General features: G+C 55.3%; 18 protein-coding genes and 3 pseudogenes. 7 read left to right on the top strand and 14 right to left on the bottom strand.

Features of this window, described 5'->3' with window-relative positions:
• Positions 1-172: 172 nt before the first annotated feature.
• The 4 genes from AC07OV_RS11370 to AC07OV_RS11355 all read right to left on the bottom strand — a co-directional run bounded on the left by AC07OV_RS11370 (position 173) and on the right by AC07OV_RS11355 (position 6,797).
• Positions 173-1,588, bottom strand: a complete 1,416-nt coding sequence (locus tag AC07OV_RS11370; RefSeq protein ID WP_176998170.1) for an efflux transporter outer membrane subunit — start codon at positions 1,586-1,588, stop codon at positions 173-175.
• Positions 1,585-4,764 (bottom strand): efflux RND transporter permease subunit, encoded by a 3,180-nt coding sequence (locus AC07OV_RS11365; protein WP_176998171.1) that lies wholly within the window; start codon positions 4,762-4,764, stop codon positions 1,585-1,587. Before AC07OV_RS11365 ends, AC07OV_RS11370 begins: the two co-directional genes overlap by 4 nt.
• A 15-nt stretch (positions 4,765-4,779) precedes the next feature.
• Positions 4,780-6,021: a multidrug efflux RND transporter periplasmic adaptor subunit MexE gene (gene mexE / locus AC07OV_RS11360; RefSeq protein WP_495092254.1), complete on the bottom strand. Its 1,242-nt coding sequence runs from the start codon at positions 6,019-6,021 to the stop codon at positions 4,780-4,782.
• 239 nt (positions 6,022-6,260) lie between these two features.
• Positions 6,261-6,797 (bottom strand): sterol desaturase family protein, encoded by a 537-nt coding sequence (locus tag AC07OV_RS11355; protein WP_494998612.1) that lies wholly within the window; start codon positions 6,795-6,797, stop codon positions 6,261-6,263.
• A 379-nt stretch (positions 6,798-7,176) separates the two neighbouring features.
• Here AC07OV_RS11355 and AC07OV_RS11350 point away from each other — a divergent pair, with 379 nt between their 5' ends.
• The 4 genes from AC07OV_RS11350 (at position 7,177) to AC07OV_RS11335 (ending at position 10,399) form a co-directional block, all read left to right on the top strand.
• On the top strand, positions 7,177-7,494 hold the full coding sequence (locus AC07OV_RS11350) for a hypothetical protein (RefSeq protein ID WP_494998639.1): 318 nt from the start codon (positions 7,177-7,179) through the stop codon (positions 7,492-7,494).
• A gap of 109 nt (positions 7,495-7,603) precedes the next feature.
• On the top strand, positions 7,604-8,458 hold the full coding sequence (locus AC07OV_RS11345) for a LysR family transcriptional regulator (RefSeq protein ID WP_494998611.1): 855 nt from the start codon (positions 7,604-7,606) through the stop codon (positions 8,456-8,458).
• A 106-nt stretch (positions 8,459-8,564) separates the two neighbouring features.
• Positions 8,565-9,746, top strand: a complete 1,182-nt coding sequence (locus AC07OV_RS11340) for an MFS transporter (protein WP_494998610.1) — start codon at positions 8,565-8,567, stop codon at positions 9,744-9,746.
• A gap of 179 nt (positions 9,747-9,925) precedes the next feature.
• Positions 9,926-10,399: a hypothetical protein gene (locus AC07OV_RS11335; RefSeq protein WP_494998609.1), complete on the top strand. Its 474-nt coding sequence runs from the start codon at positions 9,926-9,928 to the stop codon at positions 10,397-10,399.
• Between the two features lie 976 nt (positions 10,400-11,375).
• On the opposite strand, the gene AC07OV_RS11330 is transcribed toward AC07OV_RS11335, so the two are convergent.
• The 3 genes and pseudogenes from AC07OV_RS11330 to AC07OV_RS11320 form a co-directional block, all read right to left on the bottom strand.
• Entirely contained in the window at positions 11,376-11,732 is a 357-nt protein-coding gene (locus AC07OV_RS11330; RefSeq protein WP_339437124.1) for a type II toxin-antitoxin system RelE/ParE family toxin, read from the bottom strand.
• A 2-nt stretch (positions 11,733-11,734) separates the two neighbouring features.
• On the bottom strand, positions 11,735-12,025 hold the full coding sequence (locus AC07OV_RS11325; RefSeq protein WP_449117174.1) for a type II toxin-antitoxin system ParD family antitoxin: 291 nt from the start codon (positions 12,023-12,025) through the stop codon (positions 11,735-11,737).
• 201 nt (positions 12,026-12,226) lie between these two features.
• A pseudogene (locus AC07OV_RS11320) lies at positions 12,227-12,441 on the bottom strand (hypothetical protein).
• Between the two features lie 350 nt (positions 12,442-12,791).
• On the opposite strand from AC07OV_RS11320, the gene AC07OV_RS11315 reads away from it, so the two are divergent.
• Together AC07OV_RS11315 and AC07OV_RS11310 are read left to right on the top strand one after the other, a co-directional pair.
• Positions 12,792-14,234, top strand: a complete 1,443-nt coding sequence (locus tag AC07OV_RS11315) for an ATPase domain-containing protein (RefSeq protein ID WP_494997000.1) — start codon at positions 12,792-12,794, stop codon at positions 14,232-14,234.
• A gap of 23 nt (positions 14,235-14,257) precedes the next feature.
• The gene (locus tag AC07OV_RS11310; RefSeq protein ID WP_494996967.1) at positions 14,258-14,620 is read left to right on the top strand and encodes a response regulator; all 363 of its coding nucleotides are present in this window, start codon (positions 14,258-14,260) and stop codon (positions 14,618-14,620) included.
• Positions 14,621-14,738: 118 nt separating this feature from the next.
• Here AC07OV_RS11310 and AC07OV_RS11305 read toward each other — a convergent pair whose 3' ends face one another.
• The 3 genes from AC07OV_RS11305 to AC07OV_RS11295 all read right to left on the bottom strand — a co-directional run bounded on the left by AC07OV_RS11305 (position 14,739) and on the right by AC07OV_RS11295 (position 18,243).
• Positions 14,739-15,038, bottom strand: a complete 300-nt coding sequence (locus tag AC07OV_RS11305; RefSeq protein ID WP_495092253.1) for a hypothetical protein — start codon at positions 15,036-15,038, stop codon at positions 14,739-14,741.
• 747 nt (positions 15,039-15,785) lie between these two features.
• Positions 15,786-16,619: an HNH endonuclease gene (locus tag AC07OV_RS11300; RefSeq protein WP_494996969.1), complete on the bottom strand. Its 834-nt coding sequence runs from the start codon at positions 16,617-16,619 to the stop codon at positions 15,786-15,788.
• Entirely contained in the window at positions 16,612-18,243 is a 1,632-nt protein-coding gene (locus tag AC07OV_RS11295; RefSeq protein WP_494996970.1) for an AAA family ATPase, read from the bottom strand. Before AC07OV_RS11295 ends, AC07OV_RS11300 begins: the two co-directional genes overlap by 8 nt.
• Before the next feature lie 486 nt (positions 18,244-18,729).
• Between AC07OV_RS11295 and AC07OV_RS11290 the strand changes: the two are divergent.
• A pseudogene (locus AC07OV_RS11290) lies at positions 18,730-18,897 on the top strand (IS3 family transposase); the annotation flags it as partial.
• Here AC07OV_RS11290 and AC07OV_RS11285 read toward each other — a convergent pair.
• The 4 genes and pseudogenes from AC07OV_RS11285 to AC07OV_RS11270 all read right to left on the bottom strand — a co-directional run.
• Positions 18,893-18,985, bottom strand: a pseudogene (locus AC07OV_RS11285) (transposase); the annotation flags it as partial. The pseudogenes AC07OV_RS11290 and AC07OV_RS11285 sit on opposite strands and share 5 nt — an antisense overlap.
• A gap of 160 nt (positions 18,986-19,145) precedes the next feature.
• Complete coding sequence (locus AC07OV_RS11280; RefSeq protein WP_495092252.1) at positions 19,146-19,646, bottom strand: MFS transporter; 501 nt, start codon at positions 19,644-19,646, stop codon at positions 19,146-19,148.
• 125 nt (positions 19,647-19,771) lie between these two features.
• The gene (locus tag AC07OV_RS11275) at positions 19,772-20,350 is read right to left on the bottom strand and encodes an MFS transporter (RefSeq protein ID WP_495092251.1); all 579 of its coding nucleotides are present in this window, start codon (positions 20,348-20,350) and stop codon (positions 19,772-19,774) included.
• Positions 20,351-20,382: 32 nt separating this feature from the next.
• Entirely contained in the window at positions 20,383-21,579 is a 1,197-nt protein-coding gene (locus tag AC07OV_RS11270) for an alpha/beta hydrolase family protein (RefSeq protein WP_494996971.1), read from the bottom strand.
• Positions 21,580-21,689 lie beyond the last annotated feature (110 nt).

Genomic DNA, 21,689 nt, shown 5'->3' with positions numbered 1-21,689 from the left:
CGATAGCATCGACTGGGTGCCTTACAGTGCGTGGCGCCTGAATCGCCGGCAAGCCGGCTCCTACAGGTGACCGAGCGTGGCCTTGGCCGACAGGCAAAAAAAAGCCCCACGACCGAAGGGGGCATGGGGCTAAAAATTGGCTGGATGCGACCAACCAAAGGAGCTCTTTACATCACTTGGCGCTGGCGACCACCGTGTCCGGCTGCCAGCCACCCCCCAACGCCTTGTAGATCGCGACGATGCCGCGGTACAGGTCCACTTCGGCCTGGGCCTGGGAGTCTTCGGCGGCCAGGCGTTCGCGCTGGGCGTCGAGCAGTACCAGGAAGTCCACGGTGCCTTCGCGATAACGAATCGCGGCGAGGTCAGCGGCGGCGCGGCTCGACTCACTCTGACGAATCAGCGAAACCAGACGCTGCTGGCGCTTGCCGTAATCACTGAAGGCATTTTCCGACTCTTCCAATGCCAGCAACACTTGCTGCTCATACGTCGCCAGTGCGCCATCGGCCTCGGCGTTCGCGCCGCGCAAACGTGCACGCACGCTGCCCAGGTCAAACGCTGCCCAGGTAATGCTTGGGCCCAAGGACCAGGCATTCGCGGCGGCCGAACCGATCTGCGAACCACGCCCTGCGGTAAAGCCGAGGAACCCACTGAGGCTGACCCGTGGGAACAAGTCGGCCTTGGCCACGCCGATACGCGCGGTGGCGGCGGCCAGTTTGCGCTCGGCACTGAGAATGTCCGGCCGACGTTGCAGCAGTTGCCCCGGGTCGCCAATCGGCAACGCCTTGGCAATCGCCGGCAGGTCTTTGGGGCTCAGGTCCACGGTCAGCTTGTCCGGGCGCTGGCCGAGGAGGGTGGCGATGCGGTTACGCTCGCGCACTTGCTCGGCTTGCAGTTGCGGCACGCTGGCCTCAACGGCGGCCAGGCGGGCATCGGCGCGTTCCACGTCGAGCTGATCACCCACGCCTGCGTCACGCAGGCTGACGGTGATGGTGCGCGATTCCTGCTGGTTCTTCAGGTTGTCCAGGGCGATGCGTTCGCGCAGTTGAGCGCCGCGCAGTTGACCGTAAGCGTCCACCAGTTCGGCAATCATGGTGACTTGCAGTTGGTACAGGTCGGCTTCGGCGACCTGTTGGTCAGCGTCGCTGGCCTCCAGGTTGCGGCGGATACGGCCGAACAAGTCGACTTCCCAGGCCATGTCCAGGCCCAGGTCATAACGCTCGCTGTTCACACGCTTGGTGGTCTGGCCCGGGATCTGGCCCTTGCCCACATCGCTGCTGGCGCGGGTGGTGACCACCGGCATGATGTCGGTGGCCACGTCATCACGGATGGCGCGTGCCGCTCGCAGGCGGGCAAACGCCACGCGCAGGTCGCGGTTACCGCTCAACGACTGGGTGACCAGTTGGTTGAGGGTCGGGTCGTCGAACTGCTGCCACCAAATGCCTTCGTACTTGGCGTGGTCGTAGCTCTTGGTGTCGGCGGCGGCCGTGATGTTGGCCGCCTCCAGCTTCTCGGTCTTGTAGTCCGGGCCCACGGCACAGGCGCTCAGCGCCAGTACCAACAAGCTCGGCAGGAATACTTTTACGCTCATTGCTGTGTCTCCAGCTTCAAGGCCTTGGCCGCTTTGCGTGCTTCGCTGCGCTCGACATAGCGACGAATCAATACGTAGAACACTGGCGTCAGCAACAGACCGAAGAAGGTCACCCCGATCATCCCGGAGAACACCGCCACGCCCATGGCATGACGCATCTCGGCACCGGCACCGCTGGACAACACCAGAGGCACCACACCCATGATGAACGCGAACGAGGTCATCAGGATCGGCCGCAGACGCAGACGGCAGGCTTCCAGTACCGCTGCGAGCGGGTCGAGGCCTTCCTGCTGTTTGTCCTTGGCAAACTCGACGATCAGAATCGCGTTCTTGCACGCCAGGCCCACCAGTACGATCAAGCCGATCTGGGTGAAGATGTTGTTGTCGCCGCCCGAGATGATCACCCCGGTGATGGCCGACAGCAGCGTCATCGGTACGATCAGGATCACCGCCAGTGGCAAGCTCCAGCTTTCGTATTGGGCGGCCAGTACCAGGAACGCCAGCAGTACGCAGAGCGGGAACACGAACAGCGCGGTGTTGCCCGAGAGGATTTGCTGATAGGTCAGGTCGGTCCACTCGTAAGTCATGCCGTTGGGCAGTTCTTCTTTGAGCAGCTTTTCAATCGCGGCCTGGGCCTGGCCGGAGCTGTAGCCCGGTGCGGCGTTGCCGTTGATTTCAGCGGTGATAAAGCCGTTGTAGTGCATCACGCGGTCCGGGCCCGAGGTGTCGCTGACCTTGATAAAGGTCGCCAACGGGATCATCTCGCCTTTGTTGTTGCGTACTTTCAGCTGGCCGATCTGGTCTTCATCCAGGCGGAACTGCTGCTCAGCCTGCACGTTGACCTGGTAAGTACGGCCAAAGCGGTTGAAGTCGTTGGCATACAGCGAACCCAGGTAGATCTGCAGGGTGTCGAAGATGTCGCTGATCGCCACGCCGTGGGTCTTGGCCTTTTCGCGGTCGATGGCAGCATCGACCTGAGGCACGTTGACCGTGTAGCTGGTGAACAGGCCGAACAGCTCCGGCGTGGTACGGCTCTTGGTGATGATGTTCTGGGTTTCTTTGTACAGCTCGTCGTAACCCAGGTTGCCACGGTCCTCAATCTGCAAGCGGAAACCACCAATCGTACCCAGGCCCTGTACCGGCGGCGGTGGGAAGATCGCCATGTAGGCTTCCTGGATGCTGCTGTACTTGCCGTTGAGCGCGCCGGCAATTGCACCGGCGGACATGCTCGGGTCTTTACGCTCGTCGAACGGCTTCAAGGTCACGAACACGATGCCGCTGTTCGGGCTGTTGGTGAAACCGTTGATCGACAGGCCCGGGAATGCGACGGCGCTTTCCACGCCAGGTTGCTTCAGCGCGATGTCGGACATGCGCTTGATCACGTCTTCGGTGCGGTCCAGGCTCGCGGCGTCCGGCAGTTGGGCGAAGGCCACCAGGTATTGCTTGTCCTGGGCCGGTACGAAACCGGTTGGCGTGTGGGCAAAGCCCAGCCAGGTCAGGACCATCAGGCCGGCGTACAGGAACAGCGCGATACCACTGCCGCGAATCACTCGGCGAACAGTGCCGACGTAACCGTGGCTGGCTTTCTCGAAGAAGCGGTTGAATGGACGGAACAACCAGCCACCCAGCAACTTGTCGAGGAACTTGGAGAACGCGTCTTTCGGTGCATCGTGACCTTTGAGCAACACGGCCGCGAGGGCAGGGGACAAGGTCAGCGAGTTGAAGGCCGAAATCACCGTCGAGATCGCAATGGTCAAGGCGAACTGTTTGTAGAACTGCCCGGTCAAGCCGCTGATGAACGCAGCCGGGATGAACACCGCACACAGCACCAGGGCCGTGGCAATGATCGGGCCGGTCACTTCGCTCATGGCTTTTTCGGTGGCCGGGAACGGCTCCAGGCCCAGTTCGATGTTCCGTTCGACGTTCTCCACCACCACGATGGCGTCGTCCACCACGATACCGATCGCCAGTACCAGGCCGAACAGCGACAGCGCGTTGAGCGAGAAGCCAAACAGGTGCATCACCGCAAACGTACCGATCAACGATACCGGCACCGCCACCAACGGAATGATCGAGGCACGCCAGGTTTGCAGGAACAGGATCACGACCAATACAACGAGGATCAGCGCTTCGAACAGGGTGTGAACCACCGCCTCGATAGAGCCACGCACGAAGATGGTCGGGTCATAGACGATGCTGAAGTCCATGCCTTCCGGGAAGCTCTTTTTCAGCTCCGCCATCTTGTCGCGCACTTCGTTGGAGATCTCGATCGCGTTGGAGCCCGGGCGCTGGAAGATCGGGATCGCCACGGCCGGCTGGTTGTTGAGCAACGAACGCAAGGCGTACTGGCTGGAGCCCAGCTCCACCCGTGCGATGTCTTTGAGGCGCGTGATTTCACCATTGTCGCCAGAGCGAATGATGATGTTCTCGAACTCTTCCTCAGTCACCAGACGGCCCTGAGTGTTGATCGACAACTGGAAGCTGGTGGCATTCGGCGCAGGTTGTGCACCCAGGGCACCGGCGGCTACTTGACGGTTCTGCTCGCGGATCGCGGTCACCACATCCGTGGCGGTCAGGTTGCGCGAAGCGGTCTTGTTCGGGTCCAGCCATACACGCAGGGAGTAGTCGCCCATGCCGAACAGTTGCACGTCACCCACACCACCCAAACGGGCCAGCTCGTCTTTGACGTTGAGCAAGGCATAGTTGGACAGGTAGAGCATGTCGTAACGCTTGTCCGGGGAGGTCAAGTGCACAACCATGGTCAGGTCGGGGGAGGCCTTGTCCACGGTGATACCGATGCGCGTCACTTCCTCAGGCAGCTTTGGCTGAGTCCGGGTCACACGGTTTTGCACCTGCACCTGCGCGTTGTCCAGGTCAGTGCCCAGGGCGAAGGTGATGGTCAGGGTCAGCTTGCCATCCGCGGTCGACTGCGACGACATGTACAACATGTTTTCGACGCCGGTGATGGCTTGCTCCAAAGGGGCCGCAACGGTTTCACCGATGACTTTAGGGTTGGCGCCGGGGAAGTTGGCACGTACCACCACGGTCGGCGGCACCACTTCCGGGTATTCGCTGATCGGCAGCTTGAACAGCGAGATCGCACCGGCGATCAGGATCAACAGCGAGAGCACCGCTGCGAAGATCGGCCGTGAAATGAAGAACTTGGAAAAATTCATCTTGAGTTGTGTCCCTTAACCGCGTGGAATCGCGACGGCTGCGAGCTTGGGCGCGGCTTTATCCGGCGCCACTTGCTCCAGGTTGCTGGCTTCAAGCGCTTGTCGTTGTTGTGCCAAGGCGGCGAGGGTTTCCTTGCTGGCCATCGGGATGGTTTCCGGAGCAACCGGCGACCCCGGGCGAATGCGCTGCAAGCCCTTCACGACGATGGTGTCGTCCTTGTTCAAACCGCTGCGCACGATGCGCAGGCCTTCGATCTTCGGCCCCAGTTCCACGGCGCGGTAGGCCGGCTTGTCGCCGTCCATTACCAGTACGAACTTCTTGCCAAGGTCGGTGCCCACGGCTTCGTCATTGATCAGCACGGCGGAGTAGGTGCCGCTGCCAACCAATTTGAGACGGGCGTACAGGCCAGGGGTGTATTCGCCCTTGCTGTTATCAAACACAGCGCGACCGCGGATAGTGCCGGTGGCCGGGTTGACCTGGTTGTCGACGAAGTTCATCTGGCCCAGGTGCGGGTTGCCGGTTTCGTTGGACAGGCCCAGGTACACCGGGGTAGTTGCGCCACGGCGGCCTTCGCGCGCCAGCTCGGTGTACTTGAGGTACACGCGCTCATCGGCGTCGAAGTAGGCGTAGACCTTGTCGGTGGAGACCACGCTGGTCAGCGGGGTGGTATCGGCGGTCACCAGGTTGCCGGCGGTGATTTCGGCACGGCTGACGCGGCCACTGATCGGCGACGTCACGCGGGTGAAGCTCAGGTTCAGCTTGGCCAGGTCCAACTGCGCCTGGATACCGGCGACGGCTGCGCGGGCTTCCTGGGCGGCGGTGGTACGCGAATCGGCCAGCTCGGCGGAGATCGCGTTGCTCTGACGCAGGCGTTCGCCACGTTGCGCTTCGTTATCACTGCGGGTAGCAGCAGCTTTCGTTTGGGCAAGCTGGGCTTCGAGGCGGCGCACTTCAGACTGGAACGGACGCGGGTCGATCTGGAACAGCAGGTCGCCTTTTTTCACCAGGGCGCCTTCGGTGAAGGCCACCTGGTCGATCTGGCCCGACACGCGCGGACGGATCTGCACGGTTTCCGGGGCTTCCAGACGGCCGGTGAATTCGTCCCACTCGTTGACCGGTTGTTCCAGCACCTTGGCCACGCTGACTTTTGCAGGGGGCATGGCGGCCGCTTGTTCCGGGGCTTTACCGCATGCGCTCATCACCACCACGGCCAAAATCGCCAAGGGGAAGCGCATATGTTTGAGTGACTGTTCCATGAGGTGCATCCGCCAATGTATTTGAGATGGGCGGATCATGCGCGGCGATGTGCTATGTCACGAATCGAATGAAACAAAGGTAACTATCATTCGGAATGATATAAGCGCGAGGTCAGCCCTCTAGCATGGGGGTTTCGTTAGGGGGCTATCAATGAGCGTGATGACAAAAGACTGTTGCCCGGGTTGCAAGGAACCTCGGGCAAGGTACAAGGTCCCGGCTGCCTGAGCTATTCAAAGCTTCACGCCCGTTCTTGATTTCCATCGAGCGCGTGAGCCCGAACGTAGGTACGAAACACGTGATCCCATAACGGCGAGGACACCCCGAAGTTCTTCTCCACACCCTTGCGGTGATGCAGGTCATGGTTGGCCACCAACCGGGGAATCAGCGGGTACGCCCAATGCTCGGGACGATGCATCACGTAATGCACCGAGATATAAAAGAAGTACCCCGCAACCGTTCCGGCAAACATCGACGTCAATCCGACGTACCCCGCACACAGCAACAGCACGGCAAAGGTGGAGCTGGTCTTCCAGCTGGATACGCCGATGTAAGCCAGCACATCTATATGATGGGTCCAATGCTCGCGGCGGTACAGCGAGTGAAACAGGAAGCGGTGCGCCGAATATTCCACCAGCGTCCAGGCCAGCAGGCCTGCGACGATTTGCACGGGGTCAATGGGGGCGAGGTACAGCGCCAAGACGATAAACAGGGGGACGGTGAAGAAGTCGAGGTAATACGCGACAGATGACATCAGCCATTTGTTTGAAGCAGCCATGGGCAGAAAATCCTTGTAGTGCTCAAGGGTTGAATGAAGTGCCCGGCTCTCCAGGCAGGAAGACTATCCCGTGGGGATGATGCTACAGGCTGTAGGAAATTTCCCAGCGCAATGGGTGTCCGGGATCACACTCTGGTGTTTACGTCGCTGAAGCGTTCGTGCCAGTCTCTCGGCAAGCGGCAAGGGGCCGCCTCGTACATCAGGAGATTGACGTGGCTAAGTACTTCGATAATTCAGGGCTGTTCAAGATGACTTCGTATCGCGGCATCCGCTCCACACGCAGCGCCATCACGGGCTGGGAGCTGAAAAACCTGTCCCTGAATACGAAGGAATTTTTGACATGTCCAAAGAACTACTCGGAGTTTCTGCTCTAGGCCTGATGGTATTGGGTGAGTTTTGTGCGATCTACAGCGAGGTAGCCACCGCCCGGCTTGCGCAAGTGGATAACGGCGCGTGGTCGGCCTTTGTCGTGCCGGTCCTGCTGATGTGCTTTGCAGGGTTGTGCCTGCTGGGGGCGTATTGGCTTGGTTATGTGGCGGTAGGTGACATTTGGGTGGTCACCGTGGTTTCCGTCACGTCGTTGTTGCTGCTTGAGCCGCTGGTGGTGTGGTGTCTCTTCCAGGAGATGCCGGGGCGCGGCGCGCTGATCGGGTTTGTCCTGGGGGCGTTGGGGATGCTGGCTACGGTAGTGCTGTAGGTGTGGAAGCTGGCTCGACTCTCAACGGTTGAGCCAGCTGTTACGGGTTGTCGGGCTCCCCGAAATCACTTTTGAAAGGCCGACGGGCTCGGTATCGATTCGATGAACAATGATGTTTGATTGGGACAGCCTTCGCTTTTTCTCTGCCTTTGCTCGAGAAGGCTCTCTCGCTGCCGCTGCGCGCTCATTGGGCGTAGAGCACGCGACCGTCGTTCGACGGATAGCCGCCCTTGAGGCGTCGTTGAACATGAAGTTAGTCGACCGCAGGGGCCGTGTTTACCAACTGACCGAAGATGGGGTGAGGGTCAGTGAATATGCTGCAGAGATGGAGTCCGCGTCATTTGCGCTCAAGCGGTTCGTGGAGGGCGAGGAGACACGTATCGAAGGTGAGGTGATTTTGTCTGCCCCTCCGGCGTATCTGGGCACCCTGGTTGCTCGACGTCTGGGCGTGTTGCGCGAGCGGTATCCCAAGTTGCAATTGAGGTTGGTGGGTGCCAAGTCCACCAGCTCCCTGGCCAGGAAAGAAACGGACATCGCCATCACGTTCAGTCGGCCGGAGGAGCAAAGCGTGGTCGCAAAAAGACTCGGCTTTTTGCAATTCTTCCCTCATGCAAGCCCGGATTACGTGAACCGGCGCGAACCTGATGCCTACGAATTCATCGGGTATGACCGAAGTATGGGGGATTCGGTACAGCAGCAATGGCTCCTGAATCACCTGGAAGGTCGATCGATTTCGGTCACCAGTAACGATTTGCGTATTCAAGCAATCGCCGCTGCGGGTGGGGCCGGCATCGTGTTCGTACCGGATTTTCTCGGGGCGGAGTATGGGCTGGCCAGGGTCGAAATGGGGCTGGCGCCACTGGAACTGCCGGTGTGGCTTGCTTTCCATGAGGATCTGCGCAGTGCTCAAAAGATTCGGGTCGTGCTTGATTTCATCCTGGAAGGCTTGGCGCAAGCGTTGTGAATTTTTGCACATCCCGTTTGTGACATTGATGAATAGGGCGCCATGAAACATTTCTCTAGTCTGGGCCGCAACACGATTTCGCGCCCGCTAGAGAGGCCTTTCACGAATGAGCAGTCCCCACCTTAAACACGGTTCACTGGCGGTCTACCGCACTGCATGGGTCGTCACCGCTGTCTTCATGCTGTCGAACGCAGCAACGCCACTTTATAGCGTCTGGCAGCAATCCCTCGGCTTCGCCTCCGGCGTACTGACCGTGATTTTCGCTTGTTACATCATTGGCCTGCTGCTAACCCTCACGGTGGCAGGGCAATTGTCCGATCACTTTGGGCGCAAAGCCCTGCTTGTGCCCTGTGTGGGCCTGGCCATCGCTGCGGCGGCCTTGTTTAACCAGGCGGACAGTGTTGGCGTGTTGATGCTCGCGCGCTTCCTCACAGGTGTATCTGTCGGTCTTGTGGTGTCTGGCGGCATGGCGAATGTGGTTGAGCACGCCCAGCCGCATCGCAAGCACTTTGCTTCGCTCATGGCGTCTGTCGCAATGGTCGCGGGTGCCGGTACGGGACCTTTGCTGGCTGGGGTCGTGGCGCAATACTTCCCGCACCCGATACAGACTGTTTTTCGAATTGAAATGGCGGTGTTGTGCCTGGCACTTTTCGCGTTGCTGAGCCAGAAAAACCTCAGGCTAGGCAAGGGCTCTTTCAAACCGCGCTTACCCACCGTTGCCAAAGAAAACGTAAGGATTATTTTGCTTGGCATCGCATTCTTCGGCCCAGGGATAACGTCCACTTCGTTCATCCTGTCCCTTGGCCCCAAGTTGATAGCCGCCTTTATGGGGGCAAACAGTCCCTTGATTGCCGGCTGTATGGCGTTCGCGATGTTCTTCGTTGCGGCAGGTGTCCAGTTCGCGGCAAAACGGTTTGATAACCCTGGCGTTTTCCTGTGCAGCGGGCTGGCGACTGTTTTTTCGATGATCTGCGTTTGGGTTGCACTGCAAACCAGCTCAGCGCCGTGGCTGATTTTATCGGCTCTTCTGGCGGGGGCAGGCCAGGGGTTGGGGCAGCTCGGTGGGCTGAGGCTGATAGCAGACAATGTCCCGCCTCAACGAAGAGCCGAGGCGAACGCAGTGTTCAATATGGGCGGTTACATTCCCGCAGGGGCAATTCCGGTCATCACTGGGTATTTGATTGACAGCCTGGGGCTGGGTGTTGGCATTTGTTCGCTGGCCCTTATCATTGCGAGCCTGGCGCTATTGGGGTTGATCCAACTGAAGCGATATCCGGCCACGCGTTGACTGACGTGATTGTGAAGCGATAGGAAGCTCTGAGTGTGGCGCCGTAAACAGACGCTTAAAAGCGGTTAATGTGTATCGTGTGAGGGAGCACGGAGAATACTCAGGATGTGGTACGTGTCTTTTCATGAACGATCCGCCCTCCCTCGAACAATAAATTTCCACGGGGTATCAGAGACTTCATGACGATAATTAAGGTCACAGACGCTGTCAGTTCGCAAAAATACGAGCGCTGGAAAAACCAGTGGAAGGACCCGTCCGAGCTGGATGAGTATTCTTATATCAGCGATGTTGTACACCCTGAAGACGCCTTGATGTTTTCCAAAGTTTTATTTCCGGATTTTGTAATTCACGAATCAGGTGTGTTTTTGGAAAGCAGATTTACCGTCGAGGCGTTCATCGGTTGGATGGAAGCGTGTAATGACGATGTGGTGGCGGTTGAGAAGGTTTTGAATCATGTACATCTATATGATGTTTTTGGCGGCTGCAGAGATAGGGTGGATGAGGTGGTTTATGAGCAGCTGTGCAGGATTGTTGCCCAGTCATGGAAGATGGTGTTGCTGAATAAATTCCCGGAAAAGAAGTTTTGTGTACAAGCGATAATATCCGATCAGGAGTACGGTCCGGTGGTTACGTTCTCTCAGGTCAAAGAGTAGTGTTGTCACGGGACAGTTCATGGTTGCTCCTATTATTTTTTCCAACGACCTCTGTAGTTGGCGTTCCTGTAAGGGGCTGTCAGGATTTCAGATACATCGGAAGATCGCTTTAAGTCTACAAACTGAGGTGATCGGATAGCGCTCGACGGCGGTTTCGGAGCAGCAGCTTATGACTTTTCCGAAAAGGGGCTGTTGGGCCCTAGGCTGGGGGCATCCTTTTCAAACCATCCAAAGCATGCCCTCAGATGTGCCTCCAACGTAGCAATCCACTGGAAGTGAACGGAGCTCCATGGTGTGTGGAAGGGCGGAAATGATCAGATGAAGAGTCTGCCCGACGACGCCTAGAGACTGTCCGGATCCCCAAAAAACATTTTGACTAGGCTCTAGGACGGTAGTTACAGCCTGAAAAAAACTAATTATGCCCCCAGTTATGCCCCCAATTGCGCGTAGTGTTCGAGCGATCGCGAATGGCGATTTCTGACGCAGGCTTGGGTGGCTGTGGCTGGTATTCAGTGCGCCTCCGTATACTGGATTAGCAACCCGTATCTGGCGAACCCTTGCTCGTCCGGAAGAGGATATGGGTAATGAGTCGATATCCTTAAGTGGTGTTGTCGGGTCTTTCTCTATGCACCTATCCTGAAATTGACTCCAGAGACGCTCGTGCTCTGCGTGATGTTGCCAGGCCTCTGGATGCTAGGGGCATTGATCCGCGTGTCCATTGGCAGTTGCAGCGTAATGCGAGGCGCCTAGGCACGGAAAACGCCTATGAAGCGGTTGTTCAGCATTGAAAGCGGTGGGCAAAATTGAACATCGTGTTTCTTGTCGTGGATCTCGATAGTCCGGTCGGGGCCAGAGCATCGTGCTTCAATTGGCCGCCGAATCGGCTGGTAGCGGGGGAGGGGCTCAGGTTGCGATGTAGAGGGAGCGCCTACCTTTGCTGTTCATGGCCGGTTAAACTATTGGGCCCGGTCGCTGATCAGTCGTTCGGCAAGTGCAACTGCACTTCCATGGCGTCGTGAAGGAGTCGGACAACCTCGATCAGATCGTCGTTAACCATGCGATAGAAGACGATGTGGCGTGGGCTTTTGACCGCCCCGCTGGGATGCTTGGCCTGCTGGCGTGAATAGGTGAGATGGTAGCTGCGAAGGCCCGGTGCAAGCTCATCGCGGTCGTGGCTGCCAATGCAATAAGGCTTGCTGGCAAGCGCTTGCAGCGCCGTTAGGATCAGCGTCTGGTAGCGTTGGCGTGCTTGATCGCCGAATTGCGTCTGGGAGAGCCTGAGTATGTCGACAATGTCGGCGCGCGCCGCGTTGGAAATCCGATACTGCGGCATGCTTAATGTTTCTCTCTCGCGGGGAGGGTCGCCTCCAGGCTTAAGCCCTCGAGGTAGTGCTCCAGATTCCCTTCGTTCACCTGAGTAAAGCGCCCGTGCTCAAGATCCATGATGCCGATCGAGGTCGCCTGACGCAGTGCCTCAATTTTGGCGGTGTCTTCGGCGACGCGCTGCTCCAGTAAACGCAAACCCTCTCGCATCACTTCGCTGGCATTCTGATAACGGCCGGACTGCACCAGGTCATGTATAACCTGTTCCTGATGAGGGGTGAGCACAACGTTTCTCGTTGCCATATTGAGCTCCAGCTTTCGTTAAACATTTTCTTTCGGTCATTGGCATATTATGCCATTTTGCTTGCGAACACATTGTTTGGGATTTTAATCGGACGGACCTATTTCATACGGGTCATTTTTGCGACTAACCGCGTGCTGACCCGACGGCACGCACTTAAAGTCGAAAAAAAGGCCGCTCCAGGGATGTCGTCGGCAGCTTGATTAGTGTGGATCTTGGGACTTTAGTTTGGCCAGACCTTGCTTCATGTGTCCGGCGTTCTCGCCGATCGTTTGTAGCGCACCGCGGATATTTTCGCCGGTGTCTGTCGCACCTGGCATTCAGCCCTTAAGGTCAGCTCCATTACGGCCGCCTCTAAGGCAAGCTGGTTCTGGTAAAGGCGCTCAAAGACATCACCTAGTGAGTATTCAGTGGGCATTGTTCCGACTCCAATGAGTGAGTCGAAAGCGTAGCTGCGGGGGGAAGTGGATGTCTTGAGCCACCCGCAAATTAAGTGAATGCAACGGTTTTGGGGTGGGGTCGGCATTCGTCAAAAGCTGCCTTGGTGACAGGCAGCAGACGGCCAATAGCAGACGCTCACGATCGCTTGCTTTCGGCCAAAAACGGTCACTCAGTATCTGAGAAACACAGTCCGGCTCAGAAGACGGTGATAGTGCAAATACCTCTCTTGGCCAACTATGATTCAGCCGAGAATGGCCCCATAGCGAAAATGGCGTTAGCATCCCGCCTCACTCGGCTTAAATAGCCTGTTTTTCAGATCAGGGTCGCATCGTGGAAAAGCTCAAACGCCTCCAAAGTGGAATAGAAGGGCTGGACGCTCTCCTTAAGGGAGGGCTGGTCGCAGGTGCTTCATACATCATCCAGGGACGCCCGGGGTCCGGTAAAACGATTCTAGCGAACCAGCTGGGATTCCATCATGCGAATAATGGAGGTCGTGTGCTGGTCGCCACGCTGCTGGCCGAGTCACATGACCGTCTTTTTCAGTTTCTTTCAACGCTGAGCTTTTTCGATTCCTCAAAAGTCGGCGCAGAAATTCAGTTTGTCAGCGCATTTGATACTTTAGAAAACGAAGGCCTGGATGAGGTGGTGAAGCTGCTTCGTCGTGAGATAAGCCGCCAAAAAGCCACAGTGATGGTGGTGGACGGCTTGCTCAATGCGCGCTCAAAGGCCGATTCGCACATCGATACCAAGAAATTCATTTCAGAATTACAAGGGCACGCCGCTTTTGCGGGTTGCACCGTGCTATTTCTCACCAGCTCACGCCTGGACGACGGTAGCCCTGAACACACCATGGTTGACGGCGTAATTGAAATGGGCGAAGAGCTGTTTGGCTCCCGCTCGGTCCGTCGTATTCAATTGCGCAAAACTCGGGGCAGTGGCGCACTGACAGGCCTACATGAGTGTGAGATTACCGACAACGGATTGGTGGTTTACCCTCGTTTGGAAAGCCTTTACAGCCATCCGTCCGCTCCAGACAGCGCTGACATGACGCGTATCGGCAGTGGTGTTGGCTCGCTGGACGCGATATTGGGTGGAGGCCTTTATAGTTCCAGCGTGTCTTTGGTGATAGGCCCATCCGGAATTGGTAAAACGACTCTGGGTCTGAAATTTTTGGCCGAGTCGACGAAGGAAGCTCCAGGGTTGCATTTTGGCTTCTACGAAAGCCCACAACGGCTGCGACTCAAGGGCCAATCTCTAGGAATCGACATCAAAGGTATGGAGGACAGCGGTGCCCTAAGCATCGCCTGGCAACCCACTACTGAAGGTCTATTGGATGGTCTGGGCGCACGATTACTGAGTATCGTTGAAGAAAAGGGTATCAAACGCCTGTTTCTCGATAGCCTTAGCGGTATGACAAGGATTTCTACGAATCCAGCGAGGATTACCGACTTTTTCAGTGCGCTGATGAACGAACTGCGATCCCGGGGGGTCACGGTATTTGCATCTTGGGAAATGCGCGATCTATTTGGCTCCGAGGTCAGCGCGCCAAACTCCGACCTATCAAGCATCGTCGACAACCTCATGCTAATGCGGTTCTCAGAGAATCACTCTGAACTAAGCAGGACGCTTTCGATTCTTAAAGTACGTGATAGCGCTTACGACCCCTCGCGCTTTGAGGTCGTCATCCATGCCCAAGATCTTTTACTGAAAAAGGCTTCAAGACATGAACCATCAGTCCCCACTGAGTCATCTCCTGGTTCAAATTCTTAAGCTTTTGAGTGGGTTAAACTAAAATGACCACCATCCTGGTCGTCGACGACGAGTATTTGATCGCTGACATTCTCAGCTTCGCGCTGGAGGATGAAGGATTCATGGTGGTAACGGCCAGCAATGGTCGAAAAGGACTGGATGTGCTGGAAAGAGAAAGACCAGCCTTGATTATCACCGACTTTATGATGCCAGTCATGGACGGCTTAGAATTCGCCACAGCCGTCCGCGCACTTCCTTCCACCAATCATTTGCCGATTATTTTGATGAGCGGAGCCCAGGCACATATCGGTATGCAACGATCAGATTTATTTGATGTTGTATTGCCAAAACCATTCGATATCGATGTGATCATCACCGAGGTTAGAAAACTTCTAGCCTCCGAATAGCGGGCGTGTCCGTGGCTGCGGCGTTTGTAACCTCTGCATCATGTCTCGTCACTGCTCTTTCTTTTTGAAGCAACGATAGCGATCAGCCGAGTGCGCAAACTTGCGGTCACTTGCTCTCCTACTGACCTTGTTCTAGATGCACGTAGGCAGCCTTTTCGGCAGCGGCGATCGCTTCTTCCATCGCTTTATGCATGTCTTCGTTGATCAGGTCGGCAGCTCGCAGGCCCCACGCAAACCCTCGCGCCCGCTCAGCGCGGTGGGGAATCTTCGGAAGGGTGAGGTCTTGGCCAATACGGGCCAGTTCGCTGTTCCACGCAGCTCTCAAGAAATCTGTAGGCAGCGTAATACCGCTGGAGGAATCGTCGCGACGACCTGAGCCATACTGAGGACCGCGGGGGTTTGCGGTATTGGGAGGCATGGAACGACCTTTTGCGAACGTATGTAAGGGACTTTGAAACCAGAATAGGGAGTGTCGGTATGCCAGTCTAGGGGGCTGGACGCCACCAGGATAAAAAAGCCCCCCGCACCTGGTGAAGGTGCGGGGGCCTTTTTAACTTATGGGCGATGTCAGATGTTCATAAGCAGTTCACGGGCCCGATTTTACTGAATCAGTGATCTCGAAATTAGCGCGACTGTTCATCGATGAATGTTCACGGACCTAGTTTTCCCCGCCATCCTTAGCCCCGTCGCCCGGCCTGTGACGGTCCCAGTCCAGAGGCTAAGCCCTTAATGCTGGAGTTCGGAAGGTGAGTTTGCCGGATGCTTACGAAAAGCGTGTGGCACAGATAGGAGAAAAAATCTGAGAAAATGGATGGTAAGGAGATCCCGCTTTTTCTTTGTCCCTCAAATATAACAACTCCGTTTTATTTTTTGTTTTATAGGGTTAACATTCGGAAATCATACAGAATTGTGATGTGCATCACGGAAAGTGGCTGATTTCTTTGGTTTCCGTTAGGTTTGTTTTTCAAGTGGCGTCTGTTGAACCCGTCGCAGCGACGACTTAAATGAAGCCGGTCAGCCTGTCATTTTTAGGGCTTTTTCGTGACCCTATCCGGGAGCTCGCAAGGGCAGAAAATAGGCTTGCTGAAAACCCTGGGGCAGATAAGCTGGTGTTGGACGTTCGCAAATCATCGCAGCGGGAGATGCTCCCGCTGCGTCACGGACGTCAAGGACGGGGAATTGCGGGAGGAAGTGCTGCTATGTATTGCAGGGCTTCCAAATTCATGCTCAGACCGAGTATGAAACAGGATCGCCATCCGTTGAGGGAGCGGTCGGATGCCTCCTCAACCCTCTGCCAGCGCTGCAGGACCCTGATCACAGCATTGATGTCGGTCGGGTCATCAAAATAAGCGTAAGGGTCGAGAAGTATTGAACCCCATAGGTCGCGGATTTCTCTGTGAAAACCTGCTGGCACGATAATGTTGTCGATGTGCCACTTTGCAGTTACCAGCTCAGCGCCCGTGACATCATAAGGGATAGCATTGACCTCTGGTGCCTTCCAAGGAGGTGAGATCACGATGAGCATGATTCTGCGCTCTGCAAAGGCATCGAAATAAGGGTGAATAGGGCGTTCGCCGTCAAGCGCACCTTTGGTGAGGTTGCCTCTCTTCGTGTTGCAGTTGAAGCAAGCAGGCACCAGATTCTTTGAGTAGAAAGAAAACTCCGCATAAAAGCTTTTTGGCAGGTAATGATCGAGGGTGCCAACACCTCGCCCTCCGCACACCGGACAGGCGCCCGCCAGCGAATATCTTAATTGCTCTATAAAACCCAACGCCAAGGGTGGGCTTGTGTAGAGATGTTGCAAATGGGCTTTCTTATCCTCAAATTGCTGATCAACATCAACCAGCCACGGATTACCACAGCCTCGATCGTATTCCGCAAACCGCTCTCTCATAGCTGGCATGTGCGCCACGATGGCTTGCGCATTATCGGATTTTGAAGCTTCAAGAAGCTGCAAGTTTTCAATGTCATCTACGACGGGTAGCGGGATCTTACGCATTTTCGCTATCCATTTTTTTATGAAGCAGCATCAACGCTTCAGTACTTAGCTCACCCGAATACTTTTGCAAGGCCTCGGTAAATGTGCTGCTCTGATTTTTGGCATGAACGACGAGCTCCTCATAAAGGTGCATGGGAAGATCGTCGCCAAACACTTCATTAGAAATGGACGCAACGTTTGCCCCCAGGGTTTGGAGGCGAGGGTGGCTCACCTTTATTAACCCCTCTGACTCCCACATGACATGCACCTGAGCGCTTTGGACTTCGCGAACTACGAATGGTGAATGGGTCGCTATAATTGCTATGGACTGTGTTGCTTCTAGGATTTTATTGAGCGTTCGCATGAACCTTGAAATAAGGTTCGGATGCAAGAAGTTTTCAGGCTCATCAATGATAAACGCGGAAGAAGGGCCAGCGTTTGCAAGCGCTATCAGGCAAAAATTAATGAATGACTGCTGTCCCAAACTCAGGGGTCGTTCGCTGCCTCGCTCGTCGACAAACTTAATTGGACGGGAGTGATCAATCTGTGCGATCTGTTTCAGCTGGCTGAATTCTCCACCCCTCATCCAATCTTCAAAATTGGCGTGACCGTCTCGTTTGTTAGAGTTGGGCTCGTTATTGTTCGGGTGGTCGATCGGAATGTATAGCTGAAGATTTGGGAATTCAGCGGCGAGGACTTCTCGAAAAATGTCCAATGATTTATACATGGGGCCAAGACTGCGGGCGACATCGACCAGCAGTTGTGTCATAGGCACTGAGTCATATTTTTTGGGCGTAGCGGGGTTAAACGTGAATATCCGGGCTCTACCCATGCCTGCTTCTGAAGCAGGTGTAAACTGGCGGCGTGATGAGGTGTGAATGAAGGCCAGAACCTGATTAAGATCTGGGCGATTGGTGATCTCTACGCTCTTATTTTTTGTATCCGCCAAGCCGCGCGCCAGCTTTGCAAGCGATGCAGTTTTACCTGATCCGTTTTGGCCGATTATGACTGAAATTCGTCCTCTGAAGAAGTTTGACTTGTCGAATAGAAAGTTGAACGTAACGTTCGGCCCTTTTCCTATTAAAGCGGCGCTGAAGGTCTGGCGGGCATCCGCTACTTTGATGCTCAATCCTTGGATAATTCTCTTTGCCCGACGGAAGGCGAAATAAGCTTCGCTTGATCTGATAAAGCCCAAAGAAAATTCGGAAGAAGAGGTGAAACCGCGCCAGGATACATGGAACCCAGTCGCCACAGCGATGTCTTGAGCGGCTGTTAATAGCTCTCGTGCCCGCTTGGCTCCGAAGATGTTGTGCAGAAGATTGTAAGATTTGCTGTCGGAAAGTAAAGTTCTGAACGGTACTTTGAGCGAGCGGGCATCAATAGGCTCATGACTTTGTAATACGCTGTTGAAAAACTCATTCAGGTTGTTGTTTCCTTGGATGGCGCAGTGCCCATTGAAACTCTCGTATGCGCCGTCATATGTCCTGAAGTAGATTGCGCACCCCATTCCAAACTTTGTGTCTTTTCGATTGCTCAGCTTAGGTGTGATGACGATATCGTGTGAGTTTTTGTTAAAGTTGGGATAAGGGTCATGGTAGAAACAAACTGTGACGGGTTCCGTCGGAGATGCCTTTTTTGTCTTCATTGAATTGGGTATCATTCGGGCAATAGAGTGTTTTGGAGACGCCGCTATCTATTAGCAGGGCTTAGTTATGCTGTGGCGAAATGATATCACGAAAATTGATGCCTCTACTGCACAGATAGCTCAGGCCAATCGTTACTGATCGATCACCGGCTCAGCGTGAGGAGGTGGATGTAATGGAGTTGAACCATTCCAAAGTCGATGCCGGATGCGGCTAATTGGTTAATCTAATCCGGGAGGCTCTTGCGGGTTAGATAGCGAGACAAAGCGGCCTGTGGCTCGGCACCAGGCGATCGTTGTGCCTGACTAGCTCTCGCCACTTTGGTGAATCCACGTTGCGTATGCCGATATCAACGTTTCGGGCAGGCTGGGTAGATTCCGCTCGGCCTGTGCGATCTCCGGAGCACTTTTGATGCATTCAGCTAGCCAGGTGATTAGCCGAAGGCGTGAGGTAGGGCATCGCATTACTTGACTTTCCAGAGCGTCGGCCAAACTACCCGAGCAAAAGAAGATCAACGTCTGCTTGGCTTGATCAAACACGCTTGGCTAGAAAGCGGAGGTGTATACGGCTACCGCAAAATTCACGATGACCTACGTGAACTGGGAAAGGCATGCGGGCGAAATCGAGTCGGGCGCTTGATGCAGGCGGAGGGGCAGCTTCGATATGGCTGTAGCCCTGGTCGAGCACCAGACTTGCAGCTTCGCGCTTGAACTCGGGCGTAAAGGAACGACGTTGCTTGGTCATCGGACACCTCTCTATGGCGAGCATTCTCGCCTAAATGGGTGTCCGGTTTCATTAGACCACTACAATGAGCCCACACCTGATTTTCTAGGCCCGTAGCTAAGAGAAGCTAGATAACTGTTTTGCAGAGCCATCCTCTCTCTCCCGATTTTCTTAATTTTAATCAGCTTCTGCTCCTTCCACTCAACAACCTTGGTTCAGCTATTTCCCGCTTTATTCCGAGCAAAAATATCAGCAACGCAGCCAGCAGAAGTACGCTAGTGATCCAGTGCAGTTGTGAAACATCAATTCCACGCGCGATAGCGGCACCGCCGATGGCTGCTCCAGTCGCAAAGCCGATGTAAATGACGGAATGATTCAGTGCAATTAGAAGGGCGCTATTTTGCGGCGCCAGGTTGATCAAGCGTGCCTGTTGAGGAGCGAAGGTCGCCCAACCGGTGATCGACCATATGGCTAATGCACATGCGGTAGTTAACGTAGAAGTCGCACTTATCTGCATCATGGCTTGATTGATGGCTGCGATAGCCAAGCAAAATGCGAGAGGTGTTGTTACGCCAAAACGGTCGAGAAGACGACCGCCCAACTGGCTACCGATCAGCCCTCCGACACCGTATACGAAGAACAAAAAAATCACTGTCTGAGGATCATGACGCTCTGCAAGCATGGCGCCCAAATACGTGTAGCTAGTCAGGTTTGCGGTGTTCCAAAGCAAGCTGGGCAGCAAGGCCAGCAGAACCGTTGGCCGTATAAGGGGCGCAAATCGTGCTGCGTAAGTCAGCCGACTCGTATTCAGGTGTGATTGGTTTGCAAACGTACGACATGAAAGTGCAAATACAGCCCCCCCGAGAGGGTCGCCACGAGCCAGAATGTAGCTCTCCAGCCAATCGCGTGGCCAATGGCCGCGCCGATTGGAACGCCAAAAACCGCGGCCGCAGTCAATCCCAATGCAACGGCGGACAGGGCCGCACCCTTGCGATTGGCTGGCGCAAGAGCGGTGGCCAGGGCATAGGCGGTTGAGGTGTACAGCGCTGCTGCGATGCCTGCAATGGCACGGGCGACCATCAGCAGTTCATAGGATTGAGCCAGGGCACAAAGGAAATTGCCGACAGCGAACATGGCCAGTGCTGAGATACACACACGCCGTTGGTTCAGTGTTGCAGTCATTGGCACTATCAATGGCGCGGCCAAGGCGTAAGTGAGGGCGTATGCGGTGACTGTAAGGCCCGCTGACTCGAGGCTGGTGCTCAGGTCTTGTGCCATGAGTGACAATACGCCGGAGACTACAAAGACGTCTGTTCCTATGGCGAAGGTGCCCAATGCAAGCAGCCAGATGACAGGGTTCAGTGCTGTGGTGGGTGCTTTACTCATCAATCATTCATCACTCTTTGCGCGTTCAACCCTCATGCAAATGTTTCGTCGAGCCAATCAAAAATAGTCTGATGAACGCGACTCATCGCCCCCATATGGCAATGCTCCCCGGCACCTTCGGAGGTCAGCAGTAGAGCCAGATGTTTTGGGCAGGTTAATACCGCATACACCTGCTCGGGTTGCCCTTTTAAAAACTGATCGTTTTCGGCGTCCAATACCAAGGTGGCAGCCTTGATCAAGTGAGCGCAGTCTTTCAGCGTGTACTGTCTGGTCATGCGGATAAACTCGGCGCCGGAGGTAACGCCAAACGTCCATTTGCCGTTATCAAGTGCCCATCGCTTGCCCGTGTTCAGGCGTCTGGCCAGGTTCAGCAACGGTTCCGCGAGGCTGTCCTGCTTGTTCGAGATCCATGTGGTCAGGAAAGAAGGGAGTGCGTTTCTAAACGCAAAATTAAAATCATAAAGCCCGTCATCCAGGATGATTGCAGCGACGCGATGCTCATACGCTGCAGCACGCGCGACCAGGTAGCCGCCAAGGCTGTATCCGAACAATGCGATCTTGTCGGCGAGCACTTCCGCACGCGTCAATGCAAAATCGATGACAGTCGTAATCACCGCCTCCCAGTCGTGCCGAAAGGGAATTCGCTGATCGCGAATAACCGATCCCTGGCCTGGGCCGTCAAACGCCAACACGTTATACCCACGTAACAGCGCCGCTGCGGCGATTGCGTAATAGGACTCTTCCTGAGTGGAGTCAAAGCCGTTGTTATAGATGATTGTGGGTTTGGGACTGCCCGAATGATCAGCCAGGAAAAGGTACCCCGGAAGGGTCGTTCCCTCATAAGGGATGGATACTATTTCGAAGGGGGTATCCAGAAGCTGTGCTGCCGAAATGAATGCCTCACGCGAGGCGTTACTGATTCGCGCAACGTCTTTATCCGTTTCAGGGTTGGCGCGTTTGAAAAACTCGGCCGTCCTGTAGTAATTAGCCGCTCTGAAAAAAGCTTCACGGGCGCTGACTCGGTGGCCACGCGCCAGAGAATGCTCTGCCAATCTCGCAACACGGTCCGCGGTGGCTTCCCACTCCCGTAGCCATGCTTCTTCGTTTCCTTCTGGAATGGCTTTAGCTGTCATAAGTACTTCGCCCAAATCAGCACCGCTGTAGCCAGCAAAACCGGCGGTTCTGAGGGTTTCGAAAGAAAAAGACTCATTTTTGAAAAGGAATTTCATTGCAGACACCCCGGCGCAGAAAATGGAATCGTATTCTCAGTGATGGAGCAAATGCAACGTTAATGTTCGATCGATAAATAAAGCGGATGAGTATTTGATTGAATCATAGA

This window comes from Pseudomonas sp. GW821-FHT09A09, from assembly GCF_059418405.1.
The sequence above is the reverse complement of the archived record's forward strand: the minus strand, read 5'-3'. Positions and strand labels throughout refer to the sequence as shown.

Bases quoted from the DNA above. Each gene is read 5' to 3' on its own strand.
- AC07OV_RS11325 (WP_449117174.1), bottom strand. From the start codon at position 12,025: ATGGCAACGAGAAACGTTGTGCTCACCCCTCATCAGGAACAGGTTATA.
- AC07OV_RS11340 (WP_494998610.1), top strand. From the start codon at position 8,565: ATGAGCAGTCCCCACCTTAAACACGGTTCACTGGCGGTCTACCGCACT.
- AC07OV_RS11275 (WP_495092251.1), bottom strand. From the start codon at position 20,350: ATGAGTAAAGCACCCACCACAGCACTGAACCCTGTCATCTGGCTGCTT.
- AC07OV_RS11295 (WP_494996970.1), bottom strand. From the start codon at position 18,243: ATGAAGACAAAAAAGGCATCTCCGACGGAACCCGTCACAGTTTGTTTC.
- AC07OV_RS11370 (WP_176998170.1), bottom strand. From the start codon at position 1,588: ATGAGCGTAAAAGTATTCCTGCCGAGCTTGTTGGTACTGGCGCTGAGC.
- AC07OV_RS11305 (WP_495092253.1), bottom strand. From the start codon at position 15,038: ATGCCTCCCAATACCGCAAACCCCCGCGGTCCTCAGTATGGCTCAGGT.
- AC07OV_RS11270 (WP_494996971.1), bottom strand. From the start codon at position 21,579: ATGAAATTCCTTTTCAAAAATGAGTCTTTTTCTTTCGAAACCCTCAGA.
- AC07OV_RS11350 (WP_494998639.1), top strand. From the start codon at position 7,177: ATGGTATTGGGTGAGTTTTGTGCGATCTACAGCGAGGTAGCCACCGCC.
- AC07OV_RS11365 (WP_176998171.1), bottom strand. From the start codon at position 4,764: ATGAATTTTTCCAAGTTCTTCATTTCACGGCCGATCTTCGCAGCGGTG.
- AC07OV_RS11280 (WP_495092252.1), bottom strand. From the start codon at position 19,646: ATGCTTGCAGAGCGTCATGATCCTCAGACAGTGATTTTTTTGTTCTTC.
- mexE (WP_495092254.1), bottom strand. From the start codon at position 6,021: ATGGAACAGTCACTCAAACATATGCGCTTCCCCTTGGCGATTTTGGCC.
- AC07OV_RS11330 (WP_339437124.1), bottom strand. From the start codon at position 11,732: ATGCCGCAGTATCGGATTTCCAACGCGGCGCGCGCCGACATTGTCGAC.
- AC07OV_RS11335 (WP_494998609.1), top strand. From the start codon at position 9,926: ATGACGATAATTAAGGTCACAGACGCTGTCAGTTCGCAAAAATACGAG.
- AC07OV_RS11355 (WP_494998612.1), bottom strand. From the start codon at position 6,797: ATGGCTGCTTCAAACAAATGGCTGATGTCATCTGTCGCGTATTACCTC.
- AC07OV_RS11300 (WP_494996969.1), bottom strand. From the start codon at position 16,619: ATGCGTAAGATCCCGCTACCCGTCGTAGATGACATTGAAAACTTGCAG.
- AC07OV_RS11345 (WP_494998611.1), top strand. From the start codon at position 7,604: ATGATGTTTGATTGGGACAGCCTTCGCTTTTTCTCTGCCTTTGCTCGA.
- AC07OV_RS11310 (WP_494996967.1), top strand. From the start codon at position 14,258: ATGACCACCATCCTGGTCGTCGACGACGAGTATTTGATCGCTGACATT.